11 protein-coding genes are annotated in these 12,478 nt (G+C 54.4%); 7 read left to right on the forward strand and 4 right to left on the reverse strand.

Annotated features, from left to right (window positions below; translation table 11 throughout):
- Positions 1-97 precede the first annotated feature (97 nt).
- The 4 genes from NK55_RS04095 to NK55_RS04110 all read left to right on the forward strand — a co-directional run bounded on the left by NK55_RS04095 (position 98) and on the right by NK55_RS04110 (position 3,414).
- Positions 98-1,150, forward strand: coding sequence for an adenosine deaminase (locus tag NK55_RS04095; RefSeq protein WP_024124535.1), 1,053 nt, complete (start codon positions 98-100; stop codon positions 1,148-1,150).
- A 9-nt stretch (positions 1,151-1,159) separates the two neighbouring features.
- Positions 1,160-1,750, forward strand: a complete 591-nt coding sequence (leuD, locus tag NK55_RS04100; protein WP_024124536.1) for a 3-isopropylmalate dehydratase small subunit — start codon at positions 1,160-1,162, stop codon at positions 1,748-1,750.
- 383 nt (positions 1,751-2,133) lie between these two features.
- The gene (locus NK55_RS04105) at positions 2,134-2,874 is read left to right on the forward strand and encodes an FHA domain-containing protein (protein ID WP_024124537.1); all 741 of its coding nucleotides are present in this window, start codon (positions 2,134-2,136) and stop codon (positions 2,872-2,874) included.
- Between the two features lie 213 nt (positions 2,875-3,087).
- Positions 3,088-3,414, forward strand: a complete 327-nt coding sequence (locus NK55_RS04110) for a 2Fe-2S iron-sulfur cluster-binding protein (RefSeq protein WP_024124538.1) — start codon at positions 3,088-3,090, stop codon at positions 3,412-3,414.
- Positions 3,415-3,519: 105 nt separating this feature from the next.
- Here the strand turns inward: NK55_RS04110 and glmS are convergent, their stop codons facing one another.
- Both glmS and NK55_RS04120 read right to left on the reverse strand, forming a co-directional pair.
- Positions 3,520-5,400: a glutamine--fructose-6-phosphate transaminase (isomerizing) gene (glmS, locus tag NK55_RS04115; RefSeq protein ID WP_024124539.1), complete on the reverse strand. Its 1,881-nt coding sequence runs from the start codon at positions 5,398-5,400 to the stop codon at positions 3,520-3,522.
- 36 nt (positions 5,401-5,436) lie between these two features.
- Positions 5,437-5,742, reverse strand: coding sequence for a hypothetical protein (locus NK55_RS04120; protein WP_041429060.1), 306 nt, complete (start codon positions 5,740-5,742; stop codon positions 5,437-5,439).
- A gap of 330 nt (positions 5,743-6,072) precedes the next feature.
- On the opposite strand from NK55_RS04120, the gene NK55_RS04125 reads away from it, so the two are divergent.
- Both NK55_RS04125 and NK55_RS04130 read left to right on the forward strand, forming a co-directional pair.
- The gene (locus tag NK55_RS04125; RefSeq protein WP_024124541.1) at positions 6,073-7,566 is read left to right on the forward strand and encodes a UDP-N-acetylmuramoyl-L-alanyl-D-glutamate--2,6-diaminopimelate ligase; all 1,494 of its coding nucleotides are present in this window, start codon (positions 6,073-6,075) and stop codon (positions 7,564-7,566) included.
- Positions 7,567-7,586: 20 nt separating this feature from the next.
- A complete protein-coding gene (locus NK55_RS04130) occupies positions 7,587-9,080 on the forward strand; it encodes a helicase C-terminal domain-containing protein (protein WP_024124542.1) in 1,494 nt (497 codons plus the stop codon).
- On the opposite strand, the gene larE is transcribed toward NK55_RS04130, so the two are convergent.
- Positions 9,052-9,864, reverse strand: a complete 813-nt coding sequence (gene larE / locus NK55_RS04135; protein WP_024124543.1) for an ATP-dependent sacrificial sulfur transferase LarE — start codon at positions 9,862-9,864, stop codon at positions 9,052-9,054. The two genes, NK55_RS04130 and larE, sit on opposite strands and share 29 nt — an antisense overlap.
- A 152-nt stretch (positions 9,865-10,016) precedes the next feature.
- Here larE and psb30 point away from each other — a divergent pair, with 152 nt between their 5' ends.
- Positions 10,017-10,157 carry a photosystem II reaction center protein Ycf12/Psb30 gene (gene psb30 / locus NK55_RS04140; RefSeq protein WP_011057084.1) on the forward strand — a complete coding sequence of 47 codons (141 nt, stop codon included), beginning with the start codon at positions 10,017-10,019 and terminating at the stop codon, positions 10,155-10,157.
- On the opposite strand, the gene recJ is transcribed toward psb30, so the two are convergent.
- On the reverse strand, positions 10,120-12,471 hold the full coding sequence (gene recJ / locus NK55_RS04145; RefSeq protein WP_255325311.1) for a single-stranded-DNA-specific exonuclease RecJ: 2,352 nt from the start codon (positions 12,469-12,471) through the stop codon (positions 10,120-10,122). The genes psb30 and recJ overlap by 38 nt on opposite strands.
- Positions 12,472-12,478: the final 7 nt, after the last annotated feature.

Below are 12,478 nucleotides of genomic sequence, written 5' to 3' on the forward strand. Positions count from 1 at the left end.
GCTGTTGTTGTTCTGTTCTTGATGGCTGAGGTGTGGGCATTGACCCCCCTGGTCAGCTCAGGTATTGGTTGCGTTTTCGCCAGTTCAAGGAGCACGTATGGCACTGTACGCAGAACTACATCGACATTTAGGTGGCTCAGTGGTACCGCGCATCCTTTGGCGGTATTTTCAGCGGAACGATCGCTCCCTTGCTGATCGCTTTCCCGACTATGAGGAATTTGAAGCCTTTTATACTCGCCCCCGCCAATCCCTTGAAGAATACCTCGAACTCCACACCCTAGTGGAGAGTGTGCAAACGCCGCAAACCTTGCCCTATTTCATTTTTCGTTTGATTCGCGGCGCCTATATTTTTGAAAATTTGGCCTACTTGGAGTTGCGCTATACCCCCTACCTGCGCACGGATCCGCAGCGATCCCAGAGCGATCGCATTGAGCAGATGGCAGACATTGTCAAAACCGTGGGTCTAGCTTGCCAAGTGCCCGAGTACCCAATTGTCACTAGCCAAATTCTCTGCATGCACACGCGGCTACCCTATGCCGTCAACCGTGCCATCGTTGATCTGGCGGCGAGTTTTCCTGAGTTTGTCTGTGGGATTGACTTGGCTGGGGGCGATAGCGTCTATGGCGATCGCCTGGCGGAATTTATTGACCTCTATGCCTATGCCCGCGATCGCGGTCTGAAAACCACGGGTCACCTCTACGAAACGGTGAATGGCTGCTACCCCGAATTGCTGCCCTATCTACAACGCATTGGCCATGGCATTCAAATTCCGCTGCGCTACCCAGAGCTGCTCAAAGAAGTTGCTGCAGCGGGGCAATGCCTTGAAGTGTGCCCCACCACCTATTTTCAAACGGGTACCCTTGAGAGCTATGAACAGTTGCGGCTGATTTTTGAACGCTGCTTTGAGGCAGGGGTGGATGTGGCCATTTGTACCGATAATGCGGGTCTGCATAATGTGCGGCTGCCCTTTGAGTACGAAAACTTGCTGACCTATGACATCCTGAACTTCAAGGAATTGCAAGCCTGTCAGGAAGCGGCTTTTCGCCATGCCTTTGCTTGGCCCCATCCGCAACCGCCGACCCTGCTCCTGAGTAACCTGCTTCAGAGCAATTCACCGCAAACTGCCCTTGCTGGCTGCGGTATCCAGTAAGATAGACTTATGAGCAAGATTGAACGCATTACAGGTCGGGGCCTTCCCCTGCGAGGCAACGATATCGATACCGACCGCATTATTCCAGCGCGGTTTCTCCGCTGTGTCACCTTTGATGGCCTCGGAGAACATGTTTTTGCAGACGATCGCCAGTCGGGGCAGCACCCCTTTGACCTGCCTCAGTACCAAGGGGCCCGGATTCTAGTGGTGAATGCCAATTTTGGCTGTGGCTCGAGTCGTGAGCACGCCCCCCAAGCGATCGCCCGTTGGGGCATTCAAGCAATTGTCGGCGAAAGCTTTGCTGAAATTTTTGCGGGGAACTGCTTGGCAATGGGGGTTCCCTGTCTGACGGCAGCCCCAGAACAGGTACAGGCACTGCAAACGCTCTTAGAGAATCGGCCCAGCACAGAACTGACCCTAGACCTGCACGCCCTGACCCTGACGGCGGGGGATCAAGTGATTCCCCTAACCGTAGCGGAAAGTAGCCGACAAATGCTCATTTCTGGTCAATGGGATGCCTGTGGTCAGCTCTTGGCCCATCGTGACAAAATCCAGGAAGTAGCAGCGCGACTACCCTATGTGCAGTGGGCCATTCGGTGATGTACCCCCGACGCTGATGCTGACAGACTGATCCATTAATACATTTTCCATTGATACATTTAGAGTGCGGGCTGCTCAGTGACCTCTGCTACTGCAGCGGGCGTTTCCTGAACTGTAAGGAGGGGATGCCCCACCGCTGGTATTGACTGCCCCATGGGTAAAATTTCGCTAAAAACCTGCCTAGAATGTGATCAATATCACAGCAACCCTAGGGAAAACCGGCAAAGGTAGAAGTAAGCACACAATTTAGACCACTTGTTGAAGTGTCACGTTTTGCAACGTTGTTCCTGCCCTAACTTAAGCTGAAGGCGGAAAGTATTTAGAAAGTATTTAGATTTGCAGAGGGAATGATTTTTTGAGGGCGATTAAGACGGAGAGATAAAATGAGTGGCCTGCAAGAGGAACGGCATGTCTTGATTTTGAATACGGTCGGTGGACGGCGGGCGATCGCCCTTGAGGCAGCGGCCTACTCCCTTGGGCGCGATGAGAGTAATGCCATTGTTATTGATTTTGAAACAGTTTCCCGCCAGCACGCCATTCTCCTGCGGGTCCCTGTCCCCGGCACCACCAGCTATCGCTATCGTTTGGTGGATGGCAATGCCAATGGTAAACCCAGTACCAACGGCACTTTTGTCAATGGCAAGCGCATTAGCAGTCATGAATTGCAACACGGCGATGTCATTCTCTTTGGCCGTAAAGCCAAGGCCTCCTATCTCCTGCTCTCCATGGCGGATACAGAGTTTAGCCAATATCTGCAATCCATTGCTTTCCAAAGCATTAAATCCGATCTGCGGGGTGCAAAGGAAACCCTGGTGGGCATGGAGCTAAGTGGCGAACTGCGGCGAACCCCCAACCGTGAATTGGTGGCAGCTGCAGCCACCCAGTTACACCCTGAACTTGAACCAGCAAAAGATACGTTGCCTAGTGAGAGCGACAGCGAGGCAAAGGGGAACAACAAAGAAACCCTCCATGAAAAAGAAAGCCAAGGATTAAAAACGAACCTCGTGGCTCTAGGGGCGATCGCCCTTGTGGTTGTTGCCATTACCATAGGAGCGGTCTGGAGAGCGGGCCTCTCCCCCAATCAACCGCAGGGATCACCACCTGCCACCCCAACCCGCAACTAGCTTAACCCAGATCCTTACATCGCTTTGATAAATAGTTTCAAAGTATAAACAATCCCGTATAATAGTCGCTCCCCTGAGTCCCTTTGCTAAAATAAAATCAATAATGAAATGCGTTCTACAACTAGCTGGGAGGTTGCGATCGCCCTAAAATCATAGGTTCCGCAAAGAAACATAGAGACATTTCAAAAGCAAGCAACTTTTAGGAGAACCTGAATGACAAAGCGAGATCACAACAAAGTCTATAATGTCACTTTGGTGAACGAAGCAAGGGGCCTAAATAAAACGATTCGTGTTCATGCCGACGAGTACATTCTCGATGCGGCTGAAGCCCAAGGTATTTCTCTACCCTACTCCTGCCGTGCTGGCGCCTGTGTCAACTGCGCCGGTCGCATCATTAAAGGTACTGTGGACCAGTCAGATCACTCCTTTTTGAAACCCAAGGAGCTGGATGCTGGCTTTGTGCTGCTGTGTGCCGCCTATCCCACATCGGATTGCATCATCTCAACCCACGAAGAAGACAATTTATTGAACTTAACTTAGCTTTTGCCTCAACGTTGTTGTTGAGGAGTGTCTCCACTTCGGCTTTATAGATTTCCCTCCAGCCGAGGGGGTGGTAGGATTAATAATTCATAATTCCTGAAAAGGCTACTCAACGGTTACTGACTTGGCAAGGTTGCGGGGTTGATCAACATCTAGACCACGGCGGGCAGCAATGTGATAGGCCAACAGTTGCAGAGGCATCACCGTCAAGACCGGGGAGAGAAGCTCATCAACCTCAGGCACCGGTAAGAGCTTATCAAAGGTGTGCTGGGCTTCGGCCTCGTCAAGGGGGGTAACACCAATGAGGCGAGCATCACGAGCGCGGGCCTCTTGGGCATTGGAGAGGACTTTTTCAAAGACACTGCCGGGCATGGCGATCGTGAGCACTGGGACTTTGGCATCGAGGAGGGCGATCGGGCCATGTTTCATCTCACCCGCAGGATACCCCTCGGCATGGATATAGCTAATTTCTTTGAGTTTAAGGGCACCTTCAAGGGCAATGGGAAAGTTGATCCCGCGTCCCAAAAAGATAAAGTCTTGGGTTTCCCAGAAGTCATGGGAGAGAGCTTCAATATAGCGTTCTTGGCTTTCTAAAATTTGCTCCATCTGGGCGGGCAATTGCCGCAACCCAGTCACCAGTTCCGCTAACCGGGAGCGATCGCAAGACTGCCGCTGCCACGCCAATTCGAGGGTCAGCAGATAGAAGGCTATCAACTGGGCAACAAATGTTTTTGTAGCTGCCACGCCAATTTCAATGCCGGCACAGGTATCAATAATGTGGGGCACCAGATGCCCTAGAGTACTTTCGGGCCGATTGGTAATCCCTAACAAACGAGGTTGGAGAGCGCCATCAAGGCCTCGGCGGCGTTTTAGCTCCATCTCTAGGGCCGCAAGGGTGTCTGCTGTTTCCCCAGACTGGGTGACACCAATGGTGAGGGTATAAGGTAGCAGAGGCGGCGGCGCATAGCGAAACTCTGAGGCATATTGCACACTCGTGGGAATCTGAGCCACCTGCTCAAGCAGATATTTGCCCACCAGGCCGGCGTGCCAACTGGTTCCACAGGCAACAATTTGAATGTGCTGTAGATTATCCAGCAAACTGGGAGGAAGATTTAATTGCACAGGACTAAAGGGACTGGCCACATCCCAATCGGCTCGTAAATAGTTCTCTAAACAGGTGCGGACCACCCCCGGCTGCTCATAGATTTCCTTGAGCATGTAGTGCTTAAAGCCCTGCTTTTCGACCATCACAGGGGTCCAGTTGAGGGTACGGGGGGTTTTGCGTAGGCGATGTCCCTCAAAGTCATAGACCTCAACCCCTGTGGGCGTCAGCCGAGCCAGTTCCCCATTTTCCAGCGGCAACACCGCACGGGTATAGGGAATAATCGCTGGGGTATCCGAGGCACAGAAAAATTCCCCTTGGCCAAAACCAATCACCAGAGGAGCCTGTTGCCGTGCCACGATCAATTCATCCGGGTAGTCTGCACAGATAACGGCGATCGCAAATGCACCTTCCAATTGATGTACGGCTTGGCGTACCGCTTCTAGGAGGCCGTTGGCCGTGGGGGTCTCAGGCAATACTTCGGCAATCAGGTGGGGGATGACTTCGGTATCTGTTTCCGAGCGGAAAATGTGCCCCCGCGCCTGTAGTTGGTCCCGCAGTTCCCGATAGTTTTCAATGATGCCATTTTGCACCACAGCTAGGCGATCGCGACTGTCACGATGGGGGTGGGCATTGTGTTCCTCTGGTTTACCGTGGGTTGCCCAACGGGTGTGGCCAATACCGACATGGGCAACAATGTCCAGCTGTTCAACCTTCTCCACCAAGTTCTGGAGTTTGCCCTTGGCGCGCACACAGAGGAGTTCGCCCTCATTGAGTGTGGCAATGCCAGCGGAATCATAACCTCGGTATTCCAGCTTTTGCAGGCCCTGGAGTAGGACTTGCGCCGCTTGCTGGGGGCCAATATAACCAACAATGCCACACATAAATAGACCTCGTAATCTGAGAGAAACAGGGGTGCTCTAACGACGGCTGGCAAACTGGGGCAGTTCCACCTGTGGTTGTTTCAGGGGAGGTCGTGAACGGGTAGCAAAGCGTTCTTTGGTGAATTCGGCTTGCCAAGGCTGAATGCCAATCGGCTGAATCGAACGCCGATGGGAAACTGCTGACCTAGTGATCCTGTCTAAGGGTTTGGAGGCGGTGCTGGAGGGAGCCTCAACTTGCTGAATTGTTCTTTGCCAAGAGGTTTCGATCTGGCGGCGAGAATTGGCGATCGCTTGCCATTCTTGATCATCAATGTTCCACGCTACTTTCTGCCACTCACTCATCACCCAACACCCACACTTTGATGACAGGTTATTATTCGGATTTTTATGAACTAGATTATCGGAATTTTAACAAAAGGCAAGCTTTGGGCAAAAATTGTCACAGGATGCCAGAAAGACAGCCTGTAACTCCCGTCACCTGCTGTGTTGAGCAATTACGCCCATCTCCTAGGGTTCATGCGGTTTCAGGGGAACTCAAGACACTTCACAAACTGGCACGTGCCTTTCCGGTTCCGCCTCTGGGGAGCGGGGCAATTTGTTTTCGTATCTTTTACAGACGAGTGCCGTAGTGCCACAATACCCTAAACAGCCTATCACTGGAGATGCACAGCCATGAACCTGCGGGAACTCCTGACAGCGGCAGCGATTACACCGGGTTTTGAGCATCCTGCCCTCGATCAAGAGGTGAAGTCCCTGAGTACGAATTCTTGGGAGTGTGAGCATGGCTCGTTGTTTATTGGTATGCCGGGCACACGGGTGGAGGGGGGCAATTTTTGGCCAAGTGCCTTGGCGGCAGGGGCGATCGCCGCGGTGGTGTCTCCCCAAGCCAAACCCCGTGAGGGAGATGCCTGTGTAATTGTGGTGCCCGATATTGAGCGTGCCTGTGGTCGGCTTGCAGCTGCTTTTTATAATTACCCCGGCCAACATCTCAGCCTGCTAGGGGTTACGGGTACCAACGGCAAAACAACCACCACTCACTTGGTGGAACATCTCCTCAACAGTGTTGGCTCGCCAACAGCACTCTTGGGGACGCTCTACAGTCGGTGGCCGGGACACTGTGAGGTGGCTAGCCATACAACGCCCTTTGCGGTGACCCTTCAGGCGCAATTGGCCGCTGCAGTGGCCGCAGGCTGTCGCTTTGGGGTAATGGAGGTCAGTTCCCATGCCTTAGCGCAGGATCGGGTGTGGGGCTGTCAGTTTGAGGTGGCGGCTTTTACTAACTTGACCCAAGATCATCTAGACTATCACCGCGATTTGGAGGACTATTTTGCCGCTAAGGCCAAGCTCTTTACCGCTGACTACCTGAAGGGTCGCGCAATTCTCAATGGCGATGATCCCTTTGGCCAGCGACTGGCTCAGCAGTTGCCCCGCGATCGCTACTGGACCTATGGCTTAAGCAAGGATGCGGATTTTCGGGCTGAGAATCTCAACTATCGCATCAATGGTGTGGCGGGCACGGTTCATACCCCCCTCGGTAGCGGTACCCTAGACTCACCGTTGGTGGGACAGTTTAATGTGGCCAATGTGCTGGCAGCGATCGCGATGGGAGCAGCGGTGGGGCTACCCCTTGATGCCATGCTCAAGGCCCTGCGTGACTTTCCAGGGGTGCCGGGGCGCATGGAGCAGGTGCGCCTTGACCCAGAACAGGACATTACCGTTGTCGTGGACTATGCCCACACTCCCGATAGCCTTGAGAACCTGCTGAGGGCAGCTCGTCCCTTTATTCCTGGCAAACTGATCTGTGTCTTTGGCTGTGGGGGCGATCGCGATCGCAGCAAACGTCCCCAAATGGGAGCCATTGCCGCTCGCTTGGCGGATCAGGTAGTGGTCACCTCGGACAATCCCCGCACTGAGAATCCACAGCGGATTCTCGATGACATCCTTGCCGGTATCCCACCTGAAACAGCGATGATTGTTGAGGGCGATCGCCGCCAAGCTATTCTCCAAGCCATTCTGAGCGCCGCCCCCGGCGATGGCGTGATTATTGCCGGCAAAGGCCATGAGGACTACCAAATTCTCGGTACCGAAAAAGTGCACTTTGACGATCGCGAGGAAGCCCGAAATGCCCTCAAGGAGCGACTCAAACAACCACGGCAGGGGGGCTAACATGCCACAATAGGGGATTGTTGTCCCAAAGCGAGCAGATTGTGATTGAGGCAGAGGTTCACCGCCAATTACGGGCATTTTTACGCAGCAGTGGCGATCGCCGGTGGCCTCACCATCTCACCTTGGCGCGGTTGGTGGCCCGTGCCCTGCGGCTGCGGCGGGGGTGTTTACTTCAGGTCAGCCAGCGGGCGGTGTTACAACATCGCTATGGCCTGAGTTATCTGTTGCCGCTGCTGTTGTATCCTGAACCGGCCCTGCTAGTTGTCCCCCAGGAGCGACTGACACGGCTACTGCACCAAGAAATTCCTGAACTGCTCACCTTCCTTGCCGTCACCAAACCAATTCAGCATAGCCACTGCCCGCAGCCAGTGTTTGAGGGAGTGCTCGTGATGAACCTCGAGGACTGGTGTCGCCAAGCCACCCCCCACCCCAAGGTTGTCACGATTATTGATGGCATTGAAGCCTTGCCCCAAATTGCCCAGCAGCAGATGACCTGCACAATTACCACCAGGGATTGGGAGCACTTGAAACTAGCGATTCCCAGTGCCGTTGGCGCCATTCGCCAAGTTTATGCCCAGTTGGTGCAACACCTCTTTCAGCGGCCTCAGAATCCCTATGGCGACTATCTGCTCACCCCCACAGAACAGCAACCCCTCCTTGATCTGCTCCATCAATGGCCGCAGTCGCTGCCTCCCCAGTGGTCGCAATTGCGGGACTACCTCAACCGCAGTGACACAGTCATCTGGGGCCGCCGCCATCCCACGGTAGGCTACTTTACCCTCCATGGCCACCCCCTGAATTTGCGTCCCTATTTTCAGGAGATTTGGTGCCAAGCCCCCTTTGTCCTCATTGGCAGCGGACCCGATACAGACTCCCCTCTGGCCTATGTGCAGCAGGACCTAGGGATTCCGCCCCAAACGACGATTAAATTTGCCAGCGATCGCCACAGTGAAGCCATTACCCTTGCGATCGCCGAAGACTTACCCCTGCCCAATACCCCGGAATTTGCCCCGGCGGTTCTGCGGCGTCTCTACGATCTCATTGGCACGATTGGCCATCAACGGGCAGTGATCCTTGTCAGTGATGTACCCCTGCGGGAACAGTTGGCCACCCAATTGGCTGCCCTCTACGGTTCACGGGTACAGGTGGAGACGACGGCCCTTGAGACGAACACGATTTTAGTAACGGGGGAAACCTTTTGGCTGCGCCATGGGGCACAGTTACCCTGCCCGGCCCTATTGGTCCTGACGACGTTGCCCTTCCCCTCCCCGGAAAAAGCAGTGGTGAGTGCCCGCATTGAATGGCACAAGCGGCAAAAACAAGACTGGTTTCGTCAATATCTCTTGCCCGAGTGCTTGACGGTGCTAGATCGTGCCCTTGCCCCTGTCCGTCAGGATGATACCTTGGTGGCCATTTTGGACCGGCGGCTTACGGAGCGCAGCTATGGCCGCGAAATTCTCCAGAGTCTCAGTCCCTACAACCGCGTTAGGGATCGCGCCCAATCCCCGCGTTGAGTTTGCCACTGCGAAAGCCCTCCAGATCCAAGGTGACATCGGTAAAACCAAGGGACTGAAAGTGATTCACCAGTTGCTCAAGATCCGTCATCGTTACAAAGTCAGCAATCTGCTGTTGGGGCACCTCAATGCGAGCGGTATCGCCATGACTGCGGACACGACACAGTTCCCAGCCCTGCTTGCGCAGGTAGTATTCGGCATTGCCCACCCGTTGCAGCTTGGCAAGGGTAATTTCTTCACCGTAGGGAAAGCGCGAACTGAGACAGGGTTGGGCGGGTTTATTCCACCAGGGCAGCCCTAGGGATTTGGCAATTTCTCGCACTTCTAGCTTGCTAATGCCAATTTCGGCTAGGGGCGATCGCACCCCACGTTCTTTGGCCGCCGCAATGCCCGGACGATAGTCTTGGAGATCATCAGCGTTTACCCCATCAAGAACATACTCATAGCCCCAAGCCTGCGCCAGTTCCCGCAGGCGATCGTGGAGTTCACTTTTGCAAAAGTAGCAGCGATTCACGGGGTTGGTGGCGTAGTTGGGGTTCTCCAGTTCATGGGTTTCAATCAATTCATGGCGAATGCCAATGGCTGCCGCTTGAATGCGCGCATCCTCTAGATCCGCTGGAAATAGGGAAGGGGAGACCGCCGTGACCGCCACCGCCCGATCGCCCAAGACATCCTGAGCAACTTTGGCCACCAGGGTACTATCAATACCACCAGAGTAGGCAATCAAGGCTCGATCGAGTTGACCGATGAGATCGCGTAAGGCCGCTAGTTTGTCCACGCCCATCACCGACCGATTTTCTGAGAATTCTGCTCCTACAGTGTAGCTTAGGGGTGAGAGCAAAACACTCAGGCACCCGTTGCCAAATGCTGCGAGTGCTCCCCCCTGCTCTAAAATAAAATCACGAACGGATAACCGCTGATTACTCGGGAGAACCTATGGGAATTTTCAATGGTATTATTGAGTTTCTTAGCAATATCAACTTTGAAGTCATTGCTCAACTCACCATGATTGCCATGATTGGCATTGCAGGACCAATGATTATTTTCCTGTTGGCCGTGCGTCGCGGCAATTTGTAGGCCATTTCTTTTTCAAAACTTTGGCAGTCCCCCACGTTTGTGCTAACCGTGCCAAATCCTTGGCTTGCAGTTGATACCAGCGTTGCAATCGTGCCAGTTCTTCGGTAATGCTCAGGGTGGGGGCAAATTCTTCGCAGCCATAGCCCAGATGGCGCAGGATCGCTACCAGCGTACAGGGGGCAATCCAATAGGTTTGACTTAAGGCTAAAAGATTCACTTTAGCCCCTTCTTTGGCTTTCAGCTCATTTTGAATGGAGAGGATGAGGGTCGGTGGGGGGGCGATCGCGGGTCGTTGGTACCCCACATAGACTATTTCGGGCTGGGCAATGGCCAATAACCAACGCAAATGGGTAGAAGAGGGGGGCAGGGACCAGAGGATGAGTGTGCGACAGCGGTCGCGGGGGCGATCGTAGTGAATGGCTGCTGTGGTGAAGTTGGGAGGGACCTCAGGGCGGCCATAGCCATAGAGCAAGACATGGTCGCGCAACTGCGGCAGGAGCGTTGTCAAAGGCGGGAGGGGTTGCCAACTGGGAATCGGGTGACTCGGTGGCTCGGGGACGTACCACGCCAGTGAGGGTTTGACTCCCTTGAGTTCGAGTTCCAACTGGGTTTCGCCATTCCAAGTGTGGGCTGTGAGGTGATAGGCAATATCTACTCTGGTTGGCAACGGCAAAAATGGTCCCCAGCGCCAAGCCTTAGCGGTCATCTGCTGCCCATTCTGCTCTAGGGTGAGTTTCAGGTGCTCCCCCTGCTGACCCATGGGCGTTTGTTCGAGGATCTTGACCCCGCGACTACAGAAAATAGGCTGAGGATTCTCACTGCCAAAGGGTTGCAATTGCTCCACTTGAGTGTAAAAGTCCCAGGTCAGTTGCTCAAAGGAGATTTCGGCATCAAGGGTGACCAGGGGACGCAGATCCTCGGGTTTGAGACAGGTTTGGGCAAAGGCCCGCAGGCGATCGCGCCAAGCCGCTAAATGCTCTGCCCGTAGGCTAAACCCCCCGGCCGCTTTATGACCGCCATATTTCAACAGCAAGTCCTTGGTGGCCTCAAGAGCCTCAAAAACATGGAATTCTGGAATACTACGAATTGAGCCACGAATTGTCGTCTCATCTTCATAGGTGCCAATAAACACAGGTACGCCGTAGCGCTCCACAAGACGGGAGGCCACAATGCCAATGACCCCATGGTGCCAGTTGGGCTGGACGATCACCAAAACCCATTCCTGTTGGGGATCAAAATCCGTCTCTTCGAGGTGGGCGATCGCCGCCGCTTCAATCTCGGCACAGAGATCCTGACGGCGACGGTTGGTTGCTTCACAGAGGGCTGCCAGCTCCTGAGCACGGTCTGGATCGTCCGTTGTCAACAATTCAATCACTACTTGCGGGTCACCAATCCGGCCAATGGCGTTGATCCGCGGTCCGAGACGAAACCCCACGGCCGTGGGTTTTAGGGAGGCGTCCTGCTCGGGTAAACAGCGCGCCATTTGCATCAGTGCTTGGACGCCCACCAGAGGAGAGGTGGGAAGGGTTTGCAATCCCTGCTTGACCCAGCGGCGATTCACCCCCGTCAAGGGCGCCAGATCGGCAATTGTGCCAAGGGTACACAGCTCCCGCAACGGCCGCACCAGTGGCCGCCAGTTGCCCAATCGCTGCGCCAGGGACACAGCTAGAATATAGGCCATCCCCACCCCTGCGAGGGTATGGTAAGGCGAGGTCGGGGAAACTAGTTTTGGATTGAGAATGGCATGGGCAGGGGGCAGTTGCGGTGGTACATCGTGGTGATCCGTCACAATGACTGTCAGTCCCAGTTCCCGCGCCTTGAGAATCGGTTGGAGAGCAGCAATGCCGTTGTCCACGGTGAGAATCAGTTTGACGCCGCGGTCGTAGCACTCCTGCACAATCCGCTCATTGATGCCATAGCCTTCATGCATGCGCGAGGGAATTTCATAGTCAATGTCTGCTCCCAGATGGCGCAGGGCACGCAACAGCAGGGCGGTACTTGTCATGCCATCGGCATCGTAATCCCCACAAATGGTCATCTTGTCGCCGTGGGCGATCGCCCGTTGCAGCAATTCCACTGCTAAATCAAGGTCAGGAAAGACCCTGTTGGGAGGCGGTAGCTCTAGGGTTTCCGGTTCGAGAAACGCCCGTACGGCTGTAGGGGTTGTAAGACCCCGCCGCAAATAAATTTCCGCCAGCGATGAGTGGCAACCCAGAGTCCGCCTCAAGGCGTCCCGACACTTAGGATCAATCGGCGGCAAAAGCCAACGTTGCTGGGGAAGAACACCCATGATGCGGAGGGGGGAGATAGGCAAAGCAACA

The sequence above is a fragment of the Thermosynechococcus sp. NK55a genome, assembly GCF_000505665.1.
Classification (GTDB): Bacteria; Cyanobacteriota; Cyanobacteriia; order Thermosynechococcales; family Thermosynechococcaceae; genus Thermosynechococcus.